Genomic DNA, 16,703 nt, shown 5'->3' on the forward strand with positions numbered 1-16,703 from the left:
TTCCACGGTTCAGGGCCGCGTCTGGCCGGTGCCGTGCACCCGGTATTTGAAGGACGTCAGTTGCTCGACACCCACAGGCCCACGGGCATGCATCTTGCCTGTCGAGATACCGATTTCGCCACCCATCCCGAATTCGCCCCCATCGGCAAATTGCGTCGATGCATTATGGAGCAGAATGGCTGAATCGATCTCATTGAAGAAGCGCTGCACCACCTGTGGATCTTCCGCGATCACCGCTTCGGTATGGCTGGATGAATAGGTGCAGATATGCCCGATGGCACCGTCAATACCATCGACCAGGGCCACCGAGATGATCGCCTCGAGATATTCCGTGCGCCAATCTTCTTCCGTGGCGGGCTTAAGACCCGGCACAACCGCTTGCACATCGTCCGATGCGCGTATCTCGCAACCAGCCTTTTCAAGCGCATCCAGAATGGGCTTGAGATGCGTCGATGCGGCCTTGCGGTCCACCAGCAAGGTTTCAGCGGCACCGCAAATACCGGTGCGACGCATCTTGGCGTTCACCACCACATTCACCGCCATATCCAGATCGGCAGAGGCGTCCACATAAATATGGCACAGGCCTTCCAGATGCGCGAAAACCGGCACCCGCGCTTCCGACTGTACCCGTGCAACAAGGCTTTTGCCGCCTCGGGGTACGATGACGTCAACAGCGCCATTCAAGCCGGAGAGCAGGGCTCCAACCGCCGCACGATCGGCAACCGGAACAATCTGTATCGACTGCTCTGGAAGGCCCGCCGCGACCAGAGCTTTCAACAGGCAGCGATGGATCGCTTGCGATGAATGGAGCGAATCCGATCCACCGCGCAGTATGACCGCGTTACCCGCCTTGAGGCACAAGGCCCCGGCATCCGCCGTGACATTGGGGCGGCTTTCATAAATCACGCCGATGACACCCAGAGGAGTACGGACACGCTCAATTTTCAAACCGTTGGGGCGCTCCCACTCGGCGATAATGCTGCCGACCGGATCCGGCAGGGTCGCAATCGCCCGCAGGCCTTCCGCCATTTCGGCAACCCGCTTTTCATTCAGCGTAAGCCGGTCGATAAAGGAAGGCTGCAGATCCTTGTCTGCAGCATTTTCGAGATCGAGACTGTTGGCAGCCAGAATCTCCGCCGTCGCCTCGACAATCGCATCGGCTGCGAACAGGAGAGCCCTGTTTTTCTGCTCAGTGGAAGCCATTGAAAGTTTGCGCGATGCAGCCTTGGCATCATCGCCCATGCGCTGCATCAGCTGGTTGATGTCGCCTGATGAAACCTTCTCAAGCATTGGCAAGGCCTTCCTGCATCTCTGCGCTTTCCACCCGGATTGAACCGGTGATCACCAGATCGTCGCGATGAACCATGGCTGCACGCCCCGGATAGCCAAGGATTGGCTCAATCTCGGAGGATTTTCGCCCAACGATCTGGCGGGCTTCATCCGCATCGTAACTGGCGAGACCACGGGCAATCTCACGCCCCTCAAGGCCAATGATAGCCACCGTATCGCCGCGGCTGAACTGGCCACGCACGCTGCGCACACCAGCGGGCAGAAGGCTCTTGCCTGAGGCCAATGCCTTTTCCGCCCCGGCATCCACGGCCAATTCCCCGGCGGGCTGCAACTGTCCGGCAATCCAGGTCTTGCGGGCAGTCACCGGGGTTCCTGAGGGTGCAAACCAGGAGGAGCGAGCGCCCTGCTCAATGCTTTTCAGTGGATGCAGCGTTTTGCCGGACGCGATGATCATGCCGCAACCGGCACCTGTCGCAATCTTGCCAGCATCGATCTTGGTGCGCATGCCACCGCGGGAAAGCTCAGACGCCGCACCGCCGGCCATAGCTTCAATTTCCGCCGTAATGGCAGGGATAATCGGCAGGAACTCGGCATTTGGATCGATATGAGGCGGGGCGGTGTAAAGGCCGTCAATATCGGACAAGAGGACCAGAAGATCGGCTCCCGTCATGGTCGCAACACGGGCGGCAAGCCGGTCATTATCGCCGTAGCGAATTTCAGACGTCGCAACCGTATCGTTCTCGTTGATGATCGGCACCGAACCCAGCTTGAGCAATTGGTTGATCGTGGCACGCGCATTGAGATAGCGACGGCGCTCCTCTGTGTCACCCAGCGTCAGAAGGATCTGACCGGCAACAATCTCGTCACGCGAAAGGCTTTCCGACCAGGCGCGGGCGAGAGCAATCTGGCCAACAGCGGCAGCGGCCTGGCTTTCCTCCAGCTTCAAGGCACCGGAAGCAAGGCCCAGCACCGTGCGCCCAAGGGCGATTGCCCCGGAAGACACCACCAGCACATCGATCTTCTGCGCCCGAAGGGCTGCAATATCGGCACAAACCGAATCGAGCCAGTCCTTTTTCAGTCCGGTCTTGCGATCCACCAGAAGCGCAGAACCGATCTTGATGACGATACGCCGATGCTGGCTCAGAGATTTGCGTTGCAGAACCATCTCAGACCTCGTTCTCCTCATCATCCTCTGAAACCTGCTTGCTGCGATCCGGCAAGGCCGTTTCGTCAGCAGATTCAACGATGACGTCGCGCAGTGCCCTCAGCGCCTCGGTCATGCCCATGTGGGCGGCGGCGGAGATCAGCAGGGGCTTCTTTCCGCAAGCCTTCTGAAGCTCCTTCGCCTTCTTCTTAACTTCGGATTCCTCCAAAACGTCAATCTGGGAGAGTGCCACGATTTCCGGCTTGTCTTCCAGGCCGCCACCATAGGCTTCCAGCTCGTGCTTCACCGTCTTGTAGGCCTGGCCCACATTCTCTTCCTGCGCCGAAACAAGGTGAAGAAGAACGCGGGTTCGCTCCACATGTCCGAGGAAACGGTCGCCCAAGCCAACCCCTTCGTGAGCGCCATCAATCAGGCCGGGAATGTCCGCCAGCACAAATTCGCGTCCATCAATCGTGGCAACGCCCAGGTTCGGGTGCAGTGTCGTGAATGGATAATTGGCGATTTTCGGACGAGCCCGCGTAACAGTCGCAAGGAAAGTAGATTTACCAGCATTCGGCAGACCGACCAGACCCGCATCGGCAATCAGCTTGAGACGCAGCCAGATGGTTTTTTCCTGCCCGGGCAGGCCGGGATTCGCCCAATCCGGAGCCTGATTGGTGGACGACTTGAAATAGGCGTTGCCGAAGCCGCCATTGCCGCCGGCAGCGAGCCGGAAGCGCTGACCTTCCTTCGTCAGGTCAACAATCAGTGTCTCATTGTCTTCTTCGAAAATCTGGGTGCCGACCGGAACCTTCAGCGTCACACTGGAACCATTGGCTCCGGTGCGGTTGCGCCCCATGCCGTGAATACCCGTGCCAGCCTTGTAGTGCTGCTGGAAGCGGTAATCGATCAGGGTGTTCAGGCCATTGACCGCCTCGACCCATACATCGCCGCCTCGTCCGCCATCACCCCCGTCAGGGCCACCGAATTCCACGAACTTCTCGCGCCGGAAGGAAACCGCGCCCGCGCCGCCATCGCCAGAGCGGATATAGACTTTTGCCTCGTCGAGAAACTTCATGATGTTCGAGCCGTCTTGTTCGGTTGTGAATTGGGATACGACGAAATTGCCGAGGTTTTCGATATAGCCGCTTGGGCTTGAGGTCAAAGCCTATCACGGCCTTCAGCCTTAATTGAAAGGGCGGCGCAGCAGATCCCTGCCCGCCGCCCTTCTCGTTTACGCCTTTACGGTCGGTGTAAATCACCGGCGATCAGGCTTGTTTCCAGATGCAGGGCCATGGCGTTGCGCGCCACGCTATAGCGGTCCGAGCAGCCCAGAATGGTGAAGCCCATCCGGTTCTGGATGCGCAGCGATCCCGCGTTATCCGCGAAGGCACCAGAAAATAGCTCAGCCTCCGGCAAGCGCCGGAAGAAAGCTTCCAGCACGGCACCAACGGCCTCCGTCATGACGCCCTGGCCCCAGTAGAACCGGTTCAACCAGTATCCAAGATGCCAGCGTCCATGTAGCAGTTCGATGCTGACGCAGCCGATGTGAACACCATCGCCCTCTGTTATGGCGAAATGCCAATCGGAGCTGGAACGGGTCATCTTCAGCCAATCCAGTGCATCGCTGCGGCTATAGGGTGCGGGAACCCGGGCCAGCATGCGCGTAACCTGCCAATCATTCAGCGATTGCGCCATGGCATCCGCATCCCCGGGCTGGTGGGGACGCAGGACCAGACGACGCGTCTCGATGATAGGGCAGGGACCAAGCTCCGGACGCTGAACCTTCGGTCTTTCGAGAACTGCAGCATTCATCGCATTTCTCCCCAGCTCTTCAGTGACATCCAGGTCTTGCGATCCAGGCGAAACCACTCAACCGGAACCATTCCGCCCATTGCGAGCGAGCCAACCATGCCGGAGCCTTGGAACTGGAACCCGCACTTCTGGATCACGCGACGCGAAGCAATATTGGTCACCCGGCAACGGGCATCGATATGGTCGATTTCACGCGTGCGGAAGGCCATGTCGATCAGCGCGTGAGCCGCTTCGGTGGCATAGCCCTGGTTCCAGTATGGCTCGCCAAGCCAATAGCCAAGCTCGATGGTTTGCGGATCGCCGGGATGCGGCTCCAGACCGCAGCATCCTAGAAACGCACCGTTTTCTGCTTTCGTGATGGCATAGACGCACTTGCCAATCTCGCCGAGTTTTGCGCGTCGCACAAAGTCAGCAGCGTCTTTTGCCGTATACGGATGAGGCATACGTGCCACCATCGTGGCAATGTTGGCGTTGTTAGCGAGATGGGAAAGGGCGTCAATGTCGTCTTCGTGGGGGGCGCGGAGAACCAGTCTCTGCGACAATAAGACGGGGCAATCGCTCCTTAACCGCTGCGGTCTCAACCGCTCTTCGGGTGACCGGCTCTGGCCACTCCGTAACATTTCCGCTTGCATGGTTCAGTCCTCCTTGTGGGAAAAGAAAAAGGGAAGGTGGGTGGCGTCCCATCTTCCCTTTTTTCTGGTCTGAACCTTTTGCGGGTATCAGCCGGGTCGATGAGACGCCGGCTGTTTTAACGCGCTACCGGCTATTATTCCGCGGCTTCCGCTTTCGGCATCACAGACACGTATACGCGGCCGTTGGACTTCGTGCGGAAGTTCACGTTGCCTGCCGTAAGTGCGAAAATCGTGTGATCCTTGCCGAGGCCAACATTGGCGCCCGGATGCCACTGCGTACCGCGCTGACGCACGATGATGTTGCCAGCGAGCACAGCTTCGCCGCCGAACTTCTTGACGCCAAGGCGCTTGGATTCTGAATCGCGACCGTTACGCGAGGAACCGCCAGCTTTTTTATGTGCCATTGGAGTTCTCCTTTAAACCTTCGAAAATCCTACCGAACGATCAGGCGCTGATCGCGGTGATGCGAACAACAGTGTGATGCTGGCGATGGCCACGAATCCGCTTGGAATTCTGACGGCGACGCTTCTTGAAGGAGAGAACCTTCGCACCACGGTTATGTTCGACCACTTCGGCCTTAACGACGGCGCCAGCCACGAAAGGCGCGCCAATCTTGGCATCAGCGCCTTCGCCGACAACCAGGACTTCGTTGAATTCGATAACTTCGCCAGCGGCGACGTCCAGCTTTTCGATGGTCAGCACGTCGTCGGCTGCCACACGGTACTGCTTACCGCCGGTCTTGATGACTGCGAACATTTTTTATCCTTTCATGTTCGATCCGGCTCTACCTGCCAAAGCAAGCGGCCGTCTTTTTATCAGTCCACGTTTGAGCAGGATTCGAAGAAAACTCTTGGAACCGGTCTGCCGGTGAATGGGACTTCCGTCCCAGTCGAGGTATGATCCATTACGGACCTTTACCCAGATGCATCGCGCATACGGGAGCACCTGTGAAGTGTCAAGAAAAATTATTGACAAGCCTGCCGTTTTGCCGTTCAGCGGCCTCTTTGCTGACCCTTTACGGCAGCGCTGCAACAGATTGCGCGGGACAGGCTCTGCCACCTCTGCCATAAGCGGTCGCAGGCTTCCCACCCCTCCAAGGCTCTCGACATCATGATTCGCATCGACAACATCTCCAAGCAGAATAGCCACCGCCTGCTTTACATCGAGGCATCGGCGGCGCTCAACCGCGGAGAAAAGATCGGGCTCGTGGGGCCGAATGGTGCGGGCAAAACCACGCTGTTTCGCATGATCACCGGCGAGGAGCAGCCGGATGAAGGGCAGGTCTCGGTCGACCGCGGCGTCACCATCGGCTATTTCAATCAGGATGTCGGCGAAATGTCCGGACGCTCCGCCGTGGCCGAGGTGATGGCGGGTGCCGGGCCGGTGAGCGAGGTGGCGGCCGAGCTTCACGAACTGGAAGCAGCCATGTCCGACCCCGACCGTATGGACGAGATGGACGCCATCATCGAGAGATATGGCGAGGTTCAGGCGCGCTACGAGGAGCTGGATGGCTACGGGCTGGATGGCCGCGCACGCGAGGTTCTGGCCGGTCTTTCCTTCACACAGGAAATGATGGATGGCGATGTGTCTAAGCTTTCCGGTGGCTGGAAGATGCGTGTGGCACTGGCCCGCATTCTTCTCATGCGTCCTGATGTGATGCTTCTGGACGAACCGAGCAACCACCTGGATCTGGAAAGCCTGATCTGGCTGGAAAACTTCCTCAAGACCTATGACGGTGCCCTGCTGATGACCTCGCACGACCGCGAGTTCATGAACCGGATCGTCAACAAGATCATCGAAATCGATGCCGGATCGCTCAACACCTATTCCGGCGATTATACGTTCTACGAGCGGCAGCGCGAGCAGAACGAAAAGCAGCAACAGGCCCAGTTCGAACGACAGCAGGCCATGCTGGCGAAGGAAATCAAGTTCATCGAGCGCTTCAAGGCGCGCGCCTCCCACGCCGCACAGGTGCAGAGCCGCGTGAAGAAGCTGGACAAGATCGATCGCGTCGAGCCGCCGCGCCGCCGCCAGACGGTGACATTCGAATTCCAGCCGGCACCGCGCTCCGGCGAAGACGTAGTAAACCTTAAGGGCATCCAGAAAGCCTATGGCAGCCGCGTGATTTATGACGGGCTGGATTTCATGATCCGCCGCCGCGAGCGCTGGTGCATCATGGGTGTGAATGGCGCTGGCAAATCGACACTGCTGAAACTCGTGACCGGCAGCACGCAACCGGATGCCGGAACTGTCACCCTCGGCGCCAGTGTCAAGCTCGGCTATTTCGCCCAGCATGCAATGGATGTGCTGGATGGCGACAATACCGTTCTCGGTTGGCTGGAAGAACGCTTTCCAAAGGCGGGGCAGGCACCGCTGCGCGCGCTTTCGGGCTGCTTCGGATTTTCCGGCGATGACGTGGAAAAGCGCTGCCGCGTTCTATCCGGTGGCGAAAAAGCGCGTCTGGTCATGGCGGCCATGCTGTTCGATCCGCCAAACCTTCTGGTGCTGGACGAACCGACCAACCACCTCGATATCGATACGAAGGAAATGCTGATCAAGGCACTGTCCTCTTTCGAAGGAACCATGCTCTTCGTCAGCCACGATCGCCATTTCCTCGGCGCTTTGTCAAACCGTGTTCTGGAAGTCTCGCCAGAGGGTATCGAGCGTTATGAAGGCGGCTATCTGGAATATGTGGAGCGCACGGGGCGGGAAGCACCCGGTCTGCACAGCTGATCAACCATAGGTGAAAATTCCTATTGACGGGACACTCGCATAAGGAATAATTTCCTTTTTATGCGCTCCAGACACCTTATTTCTTTGACACTATTCCTAAACCTTCTCCTAATCGTGCCCGTGAAAGCGGACACGCTTGTGGAAGGACCAGTCTCTGCCGACGTGATCCGCGTGATTGACGGGGATACGCTGCTGGTTTCTGCCCGCCCATGGCCGCAGCAGAGCATTGAAGTCTATGTTCGGCTGCGCGGAATTGACACGCCGGAGCTGAAGTCAAAATGTGATCGAGGGCAGGAGGCAGCCGCAGAGGCAAAACGTCTGCTTGAACAGCTGACCATGGCCTCCGGCACCGTCAAACTCACGCATATCGACGCGGACAAGTATTTCGGCCGGATCGTTGCCGATGTTTCCCTGGCTGACGGTCGCGATCCCGCAAAGCTTATGATCGGGGCGGGTTTGGCAACGGCCTATTCCGGTCATGGCCGCAAAAACGATCTGTGCCAATTGGCAAGCGGCTCATGAAGAAAGGGTCGGTAAGCCCGACCCTTTCCTATGTCGTGCAAGGTGGAGATCAGGCCGCTTCCGGCGCCTTGTTCTGCCGGTTGGCGATCAGATCATCGACAACGCCCGGATCGGCGAGCGTCGAGGTGTCGCCCAGTGCTCCAAAGTCATCCTCGGCGATCTTGCGGAGAATGCGCCGCATGATCTTGCCGGATCGGGTTTTCGGCAGGCCGGGCGCGAACTGGATCTTGTCCGGCGACGCGATAGGCCCGATCTCCTGGCGCACGTGCTTGATGAGCTCCTGACGCAAGGCATCCGTTCCCTCATTGCCCGCCATCAGTGTGACATAGCAGTAAATGCCCTGACCCTTGACGCTGTGCGGATAGCCAACCACTGCTGCTTCCGAAACAAGATTATGCGAGACGAGGGCCGATTCCACTTCCGCCGTTCCAAGCCGGTGGCCGGACACGTTCAGAACGTCATCAACGCGGCCGGTAATCCAGTAATAGCCATCGGCATCGCGGCGGCAGCCATCGCCGGTGAAATACTTGCCCTTGTAGGTGGAGAAGTAGGTCTGGATAAAGCGCTCGTGATCGCCATAGACCGTACGCATCTGACCCGGCCAGCTATCGGTGATGCAGAGGTTGCCGTCTGCCGCGCCTTCCAGCACATTGCCCTCGTTGTCCACGAGCTGCGGCTTGATGCCGAAGAAGGGTACTGTGGCCGAACCGGGTTTCAGATCCACGGCACCGGGCAGCGGGGTAATCATGTGACCGCCCGTTTCCGTCTGCCACCAGGTATCGACAACCGGGCAGCGCTTGTCACCCACCACGTTGTAATACCATTCCCAGGCTTCGGGGTTGATCGGCTCGCCCACCGTGCCAAGCAGACGCAGGCTGGAGCGTGACGAGCGGGTCACGAACTCATCACCAGCGCCCATGAGAGAGCGGATGGCGGTTGGTGCGGTGTAGAAGATATTGACCTTGTGCTTGTCGATCACCTCCCAGAAACGGCCCTGATCCGGGAAGTTTGGCACGCCTTCGAACATCAGTGTGGTGGCGCAATTGGCGAGCGGGCCATAGACGATGTAGGAATGGCCGGTGACCCAGCCCACATCGGCAGTACACCAGTAGATGTCTCCATCATGGTAGTCGAAGACATATTCATGGGTCATGGCTGCATAGACAAGATAGCCGCCTGTCGTGTGCAACACGCCCTTGGGCTTGCCGGTTGAACCGGAGGTGTAAAGAATGAACAGCGGATCTTCCGCCTTCATCTTCACCGGCTCGCAATGGCCCTTCACGGTGGCGATTTCCTGATGATACCAGAGGTCGCGGCCCGGCGCCCAGGCAGTCTTGCCACCCGTGCGGCGCACGACCAGAACCTTGTTCACCGTCACATATTGGCGCGCGGCAATGTGAATGGCCTTATCAGTGTTTTCCTTCAGCGGAACCGGCTTACCGCCGCGCACACCTTCATCGCAGGTGATGACGAAAGTGGATTCGCAATCGACGATGCGGCCCGCGAGAGCTTCCGGTGAAAAGCCGCCGAAGACGACAGAGTGTACAGCGCCAATGCGGGCGCAGGCCAGCATGGCATAGGCTGCTTCCGGAATCATCGGCATATAGATGGTGACGCGATCGCCCTTCTTCACACCGTGCTTCTTCATCACATTCGCCAGACGGCAAACCTGATCGTAGAGCTGGTTATAGGTGATCTTCTTGTCGATGTAGGGGTTGTCGCCTTCCCAGATAATGGCCGTCCGTTCGCCATGCGTCTTCAGATGCCGGTCGATACAGTTATAGGAAACGTTGGTCAGGCCGTCTTCGAACCACTTGATGGAGACCTTGCCCTTGAACGAGGTGTTCTTCACCTTGGTGTAGGGCTTGTACCAATCAATACGCTTGCCGTGCTTGCCCCAGAACTTGTCCGGGTTCTCGATGCTTTCCTCGTACCACTTAAGGTACTTGTCCTTGTCGATCAGCGCTCGCGCTTTGACGGCCTTCTGCACCGGATAGACTTTTTCTGACATTCTTTCCTCCTCATGCTCCCGCCGTCGCCAAATACCGGCGCTGGCCTTTCCCTAGATGCATTCTTACCAATTGGTGCGGTGGCGGCAATTAGACAAAGGGTCAGGGCGGAGTGACAATTGCAATTTCTTCGCGATCGGGTTATAGACGCCGATAATTCCCGGAAATTGTGGTTAACAGCCCACGGCCCGCGACACCGGCGCGGACGATAGAAGGATCATATCCATGGCTCAACAATTGCTCATGCCGAAGGCGACAGCAGTCTGGCTCGTCGACAACACGGCGCTTTCCTTCGATCAGATCGCGCAGTTCTGCAAACTGCACCCGCTTGAAGTGAAGGCAATTGCCGACGGCGAAGCTGCACAGGGCATCAAGGGCCTGGATCCCATCGCAACCGGCCAGCTATCTCGCGACGAGATCCAGCGCGCAGAGCGCGACATCAATTACAAGCTCAAGCTTTCCGAGCCTAAGGTTCGCGTGCCTGAGTCAAAGCGTCGCGGCCCCCGCTACACGCCGGTCTCAAAGCGTCAGGACCGCCCCAATGCAATCCTCTGGCTGGTGCGCAATCATCCTGAACTGAAAGACACGCAGATCTCACGTCTCGTTGGCACGACCAAGTCGACGATCGAGCAGATCCGCGAGCGCACCCACTGGAATGCCGCCAACCTGACGCCGATGGATCCAGTGACGCTGGGCCTTTGCAGCCAGATCGATCTCGACCTTGAAGTCGAACGCGCTTCCAAGAACCGCCCGCTGCCGACGGCTGCGGAACTGGGCGCAACGCTGCAGGCTGCCTCTGAGACGGAAAACATGGCCTATGGCTACGACCGCGAGGAAGAGAAGGAACTGGACGCAGACGCCGTCTTTGCCAAGCTTTCTTCGCTGAAATCCGCTCCGAAGGACGAAGAAGAAGACGATCAGTACTGATCCTCACCGCCATCCGATTTTCGAAAAAGCCGGCTCTTAGCCGGCTTTTTTGCGTTAGAGCCTTCCGGAACCGGACGCAAAACCGCTGACGCAGTTTTGCTGGACGTGCTCCAGCAAGCGACCTGTTCAGCCAGCCATCGCCTTGTGTTGTTCGCAATAGCCGTGCTTTTGCAGGATCTCAGTGATCTCATCGAGAATGACAGGATCATCGATTGTGGCCGGCATTTTCCAGGGAAGACCATCGGCAATCTTCTGCATCGTGCCCCGGAGCACCTTGCCCGACCGTGTCTTCGGCAGGCGCTTCACCACCATGACGGTGCGGAAGGCAGCAACAGGACCAATCTCGTTGCGCACCAGATCGACGATTTCACTCGCAATCAGCGCCTCATCACGCTCAACCTTGCTTTTCAGCACCATGAAGCCGCAGGGGATCTGACCTTTCAGCGGATCGGCGACACCGATGACCGCGCATTCCGCCACATCGGGATGCATGGCACAGACCTCTTCCATCGCACCGGTGGAGAGGCGATGGCCCGCGCAGTTGATGATGTCATCCGTCCTCGCCATCACGAAGACATATCCATCCTCATCCACGAGACCGGCATCGGCCGTCTTGTAGTATCCCGGAAATTCCTCCAGGCACGTGCTGCGAAAACGTTCGTCAGCATTCCAGAAACTGACGAGGCATCCCGGCGGCAAAGGCAGCTTCAGAACAATGTTTCCCAGCGTGTTGGGTGGCAGGGCATGGCCGTCATCGTCCACCACCTGAAGATCGTAACCGGGCATGGGCCGGGTAGGGGAGCCATATTTGACCGGCATCAGACCGAGGCCGACAGGATTTCCCGCCACCGGCCACCCGGTCTCCGTCTGCCACCAGTGATCGATCACCGGCACTTTCAACATCCGCTCGGCCCATTTGATGGTTTCCGTATCGGCCCGCTCGCCCGCCAGAAACAGCGCCCGAAGGCCGGAGGTGTCATAGCGTGCAATATGCTCGCCCTCTCCATCGTCGCGCCGTATGGCACGAAACGCCGTCGGAGCCGTAAACATCACCTTTACATCATGGTCCTGAACAATGCGCCAATAGGTGCCCGCATCAGGCGTTCCAACCGGCTTTCCTTCAAAAATCACGCTGGCATTGCCTGCGAGAAGGGGTCCATAGACGATGTAGGAATGGCCGACGACCCAACCGATATCGGAGGCCGCCCAGAAGGTCTCTCCCGGTTTCACACCGAAGAAATTCTCCATGCTCCACCGCAGCGCCACCATGTGCCCGCCATTATCACGCACAACACCCTTGGGCTGGCCCGTGGTGCCTGACGTGTAGAGCACATAGAGCGGATCGGTTGCGAGAACCGGAACACAGGGGACCTGCGTTCCCTTCACCTTCTCTGCCTCTACGGCCTGGGCAAAATCGATATCGCCGTGCTCATAGCGAAGCGGCGCGTGCAGCTGATCGCGCTGCAAAATGAGGCAGGCTTCCGGTTTGAACCGTGCCATGTCGATTGCCTGATCCAGAAGCGGCTTGTAGGCAACGACGCGCCCGGGCTCCAGGCCGCAGCTGGCGCTGATGACGACCTTGGCCTGCGAATCATCGAGCCGGGTCGCAAGTTCATGTGCAGCGAAACCACCGAAGACGACGGAATGGATTGCTCCAAGTCTTGCGCAGGCGAGCATGGAAAAGGTCGCTTCGGCCACCATCGGCATATAGATGACCACGCGATCACCCTTTCCGACGCCGAGATTTTGCAGCACCGCCGCAATTGCCTGAACTTCGGTCAGCACCTCGTCATAGGTGTAGACGCGCTTTTGTCCGCTCATCACACTGTCGTAGATCAGCGCCTTCTCTGTGCCGCGCCCGGCGGCAATCTGCCTGTCGAGACAGTTGAAGCACGTATTCGTTTCACCGCCGACAAACCACCGGCCATAGACGCCCAAAGCTGGATCGAAGATCCTGTCCGGCTGCTTGAACCAATGAAGCTTCTGCGCTTCCTCGGCCCAGAACGCTTCGGGATCGGCTTTCCACCCCTCATAAACCGCATGATAGCGACTGTCTGCGTGCATCTGATCCTCCCATCGTCTGCCGCATCTCCTCGAAAAGAAGATTAGGCGCAGATCAGACGGCAGGGAAGCCCGACGAAAGAGGAAGAGGATTTAGCTTTTCTCAACGATGGCCGAAGATGGCAGAACCGACGCGCACGCTGGTTGCGCCAAACGAAATGGCCGTTTCAAAATCGCCGGACATGCCCATGGACAGCCTTTCCACGCCCGCCTCTTGCCCGAGCTTTCTCAGCAGCGCGAAATAGGGGCCCGGATGGTCATCGGCCGGGGGAATGCACATCAGGCCTTCAATCGAAAGGCCAAGTTCATCACGGCAGAACTGCACGAATGTGACAGTTTCCTTAGGCTCGATTCCGGCTTTCTGCGGCTCTTTGCCAATATTCACCTGCACATAAAGGCGCGGGCTCTTGGCCTGTTTCTTCATTTCCTCGGCAATGGCACGGGCAATCTTTTCGCGGTCGATTGTTTCGATCACATCGAAAAGAGCCACCGCATTGGCCGCCTTGTTGGACTGGAGAGGCCCGATGAGGTGCAACACGATGTCCGGCGTCTCCGCCTTCAATTGCGGCCACTTGCCTTCGCTTTCCTGCACGCGGTTTTCACCGAACACACGCTGGCCGCTGGCGATGACCGGGCGGATTGCATCCGCATCGAATGTCTTGGAAACCGCGACCAGTTGAACGGACCCGTTTGCGCGGTCAGCATCTTTCTCAGCCGCTGCAATTTTCTGCCGAACGTCCTGAAGTCTTTCCTCAACCGTCATACCGAAGCCTTTCCTTGGCACTGCTGCATGCCAGTTACCTCTGCACGGGCCTTATGCCAAGTGATTGATCGTCATAATGCCCGTGCGTGGCCTCAAAAACTTGACGCTAAAGCCCATTCGTGGTGAAGGTCACCCAACTCTATTCATACCCGGAAATTCATCGAAATGGCGACCGAACGTTACAATCCACGGGATGCCGAACCCCGTTGGCAGGAAAAGTGGGCTGAAGCGAAAACCTTCGAGACCGATAACAAGGACTCGCGCGAGAAGTACTACGTGCTGGAAATGTTCCCCTATCCATCGGGGCGCATCCACATGGGCCATGTGCGCAACTATGCCATGGGCGACGTGGTGGCACGCTATAAGCGCGCCCGCGGCTACAGTGTTCTACACCCCATGGGTTGGGATGCCTTCGGGATGCCGGCCGAGAACGCCGCCATGCAGAACAAGGTTCATCCAAAGGACTGGACCTATCAGAACATCGCCTCGATGCGCGCTCAGCTGAAATCCATGGGTCTTTCGCTGGATTGGTCTCGCGAATTCGCGACCTGCGACGTGGAATATTATCACCGTCAGCAGCACCTCTTCCTCGACATGATGGAAAAGGGCCTGGTCTATCGCAAGCAGTCCAAGGTAAACTGGGATCCTGTCGACCAGACGGTCCTTGCCAATGAGCAGGTTATCGACGGTCGTGGATGGCGCTCCGGCGCGCTGGTCGAACAGCGTGAACTCACGCAGTGGTTCTTCAAGATCACCGAATTTGCCCAGGACCTGCTGGATTCGCTGGACGGTCTGGATCAGTGGCCGGAAAAGGTCCGGCTGATGCAGAAGAACTGGATCGGGCGCTCGGAAGGCCTGACCATTCGTTGGGAATTGGCAGAGGCCAGCCGCTCAATGGCGGGTTGCGGCGAAGTGGAAGTCTATACCACGCGCCCGGACACGCTTTTCGGCGCTTCCTTCCTGGCAATCTCCGCCGATCATCCGATTGCAAAGGCTGTCGCTGCGGCGAACGCGGAAGCAAACGAGTTCTGCGAAGAATGCAGACGCCAGGGAACCTCGCTCGCCGCGCTTGAAACGGCGGAGAAGAAGGGCTTCAACACCGGCCTCACCGTGAAGCATCCGCTCGATCCCTCCTGGGAGCTGCCCGTCTACATCGCCAATTTCGTCCTGATGGACTACGGCACGGGCGCAATCTTCGGCTGCCCCTCGGGCGACCAGCGCGACCTGGATTTTGCCCGCAAATACGATCTGCCGGTCGTTCCGGTTGTCATGCCCGCCGATGGAGATGCTGCGAGCTTTGCAATCGGCACGGAAGCCTATGATGGTGACGGCGTAATGATCAATTCACGCTTCCTGGATGGGCTTTCGACCGACGATGCCTTCCAGAAAGTTGCGGATATGCTGACTGCGCAGCAACTGGGCAATGCACCGCAAGCGGCGCGGAAGGTCAATTTCCGTCTGCGCGACTGGGGAGTTTCACGCCAGCGCTATTGGGGCTGCCCCATCCCGGTCATTCACTGCGAAGTCTGCGGCGTCGTACCAGTGCCAAAGAAGGATCTCCCGGTTCAGTTGCCGGATGATGTAACCTTCGATGTGCCTGGCAATCCCCTCGACCGGCATCCGACCTGGCGCAACGTTTCCTGCCCGTGCTGTGGCAAGCCCGCCCGGCGTGAAACCGATACGATGGACACTTTCGTCGATTCGAGCTGGTATTTCGCGCGCTTCACGGCACCTCGCGAAGACAATCCGACCGATCCGGCTGTCGCCAATCGCTGGCTGCCAGTGGATCAATACATCGGCGGCATCGAGCATGCGATCCTGCATCTTCTCTATTCGCGCTTCTTCACCCGCGCGATGAAGGAGACTGGCCATCTCGACCTGAAGGAACCCTTCAAGGGACTGTTCACCCAGGGCATGGTGGTCCACGAGACCTATCGCCTGGGTGAAGGCCAGAACGGCCAGTGGGTCGCGCCGGCCGATATTCGCATTGAAGAAGTCGATGGCACACGCAAAGCCTATCTGCTCTCTTCAGGCGCGGAAGTCTCCATCGGCTCCATCGAGAAGATGTCGAAGTCGAAGAAGAACGTGGTCGACCCGGATGATATCATCACCTCCTATGGTGCGGACACGGCACGGTTCTTCGTGCTTTCCGATTCACCACCAGATCGTGATGTCATCTGGTCTGAAGCCGGAGTAGAAGGTGCCCATCGCTTCGTTCAGCGTGTCTGGCGCCTGGTTTCAGAGGCAGCCGAAAAGCTGCGTGAGGTGACTGCGAATCCGGCTAAGGATGGTCCGGCTCTTGCGGTTTCGCAGGCAGCGCACAAGACATTGCAGGCTGTGCAGCAGGATTACGACAAGCTGGCATTCAACAAGGCCGTTGCCCGCATCTACGAGCTGGTCAATACGCTCGCTCAACCCTTGACACTGGTTTCTGCGGGTAAACAGGATGCAGCCTATGTCGCAGCGGTTCGTGACGCCGTGCAGATCCTGGTGCAGATCGTCGCGCCAATGACGCCGCACCTTGCAGAAGAATGCTGGTCCGTGCTTGGCAATGCTGGGATGGTAGCTGAGACGGCTTGGCCCACATTCGATCCTGCACTCGTTGCCGATAACGAAGTTCTTCTGCCCGTCCAGATCAATGGAAAGAAGCGTGCCGAATTGACAATCGCTCGCGATGCTGACCAGAATACGGTTGAACAGGCAGCGCTGGCATTGGAAGCAGTTCAGGCGGCTCTGGCAGGCGGAACGCCGAAGAAAATCATCATTGTCCCACAGAGGATCATCAACATTGTTGTTTGAGCGTTCTT

General features: G+C 58.2%; 14 protein-coding genes. 4 read left to right on the forward strand and 10 right to left on the reverse strand.

Annotated features, from left to right (window positions below; all coding sequences use genetic code 11):
• Nucleotides 1-9: 9 nt before the first annotated feature.
• The 7 genes from ACFSE1_RS17090 to rplU form a co-directional block, all read right to left on the reverse strand.
• Complete coding sequence (locus tag ACFSE1_RS17090) at nt 10-1,290, reverse strand: glutamate-5-semialdehyde dehydrogenase (protein ID WP_377403998.1); 1,281 nt, start codon at nt 1,288-1,290, stop codon at nt 10-12.
• Nucleotides 1,283-2,455: a glutamate 5-kinase gene (proB, locus tag ACFSE1_RS17095; protein ID WP_377404001.1), complete on the reverse strand. Its 1,173-nt coding sequence runs from the start codon at nt 2,453-2,455 to the stop codon at nt 1,283-1,285. Before proB ends, ACFSE1_RS17090 begins: the two co-directional genes overlap by 8 nt.
• A 1-nt stretch (nt 2,456) precedes the next feature.
• Entirely contained in the window at nt 2,457-3,512 is a 1,056-nt protein-coding gene (gene obgE, locus ACFSE1_RS17100; protein ID WP_377404287.1) for a GTPase ObgE, read from the reverse strand.
• 164 nt (nt 3,513-3,676) lie between these two features.
• Nucleotides 3,677-4,249: a GNAT family N-acetyltransferase gene (locus ACFSE1_RS17105; protein WP_377404004.1), complete on the reverse strand. Its 573-nt coding sequence runs from the start codon at nt 4,247-4,249 to the stop codon at nt 3,677-3,679.
• Nucleotides 4,246-4,881, reverse strand: coding sequence for a GNAT family N-acetyltransferase (locus ACFSE1_RS17110; RefSeq protein ID WP_377404007.1), 636 nt, complete (start codon nt 4,879-4,881; stop codon nt 4,246-4,248). The genes ACFSE1_RS17105 and ACFSE1_RS17110 overlap by 4 nt, the downstream gene beginning before the upstream one ends.
• A 134-nt stretch (nt 4,882-5,015) precedes the next feature.
• On the reverse strand, nt 5,016-5,285 hold the full coding sequence (gene rpmA / locus ACFSE1_RS17115) for a 50S ribosomal protein L27 (protein WP_377404010.1): 270 nt from the start codon (nt 5,283-5,285) through the stop codon (nt 5,016-5,018).
• 40 nt (nt 5,286-5,325) lie between these two features.
• Nucleotides 5,326-5,637 carry a 50S ribosomal protein L21 gene (gene rplU / locus ACFSE1_RS17120; RefSeq protein ID WP_377404013.1) on the reverse strand — a complete coding sequence of 104 codons (312 nt, stop codon included), beginning with the start codon at nt 5,635-5,637 and terminating at the stop codon, nt 5,326-5,328.
• A gap of 354 nt (nt 5,638-5,991) precedes the next feature.
• Between rplU and ACFSE1_RS17125 the strand changes: the two genes are divergently transcribed.
• Together ACFSE1_RS17125 and ACFSE1_RS17130 are read left to right on the forward strand one after the other, a co-directional pair.
• Complete coding sequence (locus ACFSE1_RS17125; protein ID WP_377404016.1) at nt 5,992-7,614, forward strand: ABC-F family ATP-binding cassette domain-containing protein; 1,623 nt, start codon at nt 5,992-5,994, stop codon at nt 7,612-7,614.
• 138 nt (nt 7,615-7,752) lie between these two features.
• Nucleotides 7,753-8,136 carry a thermonuclease family protein gene (locus tag ACFSE1_RS17130; protein ID WP_377404019.1) on the forward strand — a complete coding sequence of 128 codons (384 nt, stop codon included), beginning with the start codon at nt 7,753-7,755 and terminating at the stop codon, nt 8,134-8,136.
• A gap of 49 nt (nt 8,137-8,185) precedes the next feature.
• On the opposite strand, the gene acs is transcribed toward ACFSE1_RS17130, so the two are convergent.
• On the reverse strand, nt 8,186-10,147 hold the full coding sequence (acs, locus tag ACFSE1_RS17135) for an acetate--CoA ligase (protein WP_377404021.1): 1,962 nt from the start codon (nt 10,145-10,147) through the stop codon (nt 8,186-8,188).
• A gap of 223 nt (nt 10,148-10,370) precedes the next feature.
• On the opposite strand from acs, the gene ACFSE1_RS17140 reads away from it, so the two are divergent.
• Nucleotides 10,371-11,072: a DUF1013 domain-containing protein gene (locus tag ACFSE1_RS17140; RefSeq protein ID WP_377404024.1), complete on the forward strand. Its 702-nt coding sequence runs from the start codon at nt 10,371-10,373 to the stop codon at nt 11,070-11,072.
• 126 nt (nt 11,073-11,198) lie between these two features.
• Here the strand turns inward: ACFSE1_RS17140 and ACFSE1_RS17145 are convergent, their stop codons facing one another.
• A complete protein-coding gene (locus tag ACFSE1_RS17145; protein ID WP_377404027.1) occupies nt 11,199-13,136 on the reverse strand; it encodes an AMP-binding protein in 1,938 nt (645 codons plus the stop codon).
• Nucleotides 13,137-13,236: 100 nt separating this feature from the next.
• Nucleotides 13,237-13,896 carry a YggS family pyridoxal phosphate-dependent enzyme gene (locus ACFSE1_RS17150; protein WP_377404030.1) on the reverse strand — a complete coding sequence of 220 codons (660 nt, stop codon included), beginning with the start codon at nt 13,894-13,896 and terminating at the stop codon, nt 13,237-13,239.
• 165 nt (nt 13,897-14,061) lie between these two features.
• On the opposite strand from ACFSE1_RS17150, the gene leuS reads away from it, so the two are divergent.
• Entirely contained in the window at nt 14,062-16,695 is a 2,634-nt protein-coding gene (leuS, locus tag ACFSE1_RS17155) for a leucine--tRNA ligase (protein ID WP_377404033.1), read from the forward strand.
• The last annotated feature ends 8 nt before the right edge of the window (nt 16,696-16,703 follow it).

It is taken from the genome of Affinirhizobium helianthi (assembly GCF_042680945.1).
GTDB lineage: Bacteria > Pseudomonadota > Alphaproteobacteria > Rhizobiales > Rhizobiaceae > Neorhizobium > Neorhizobium helianthi.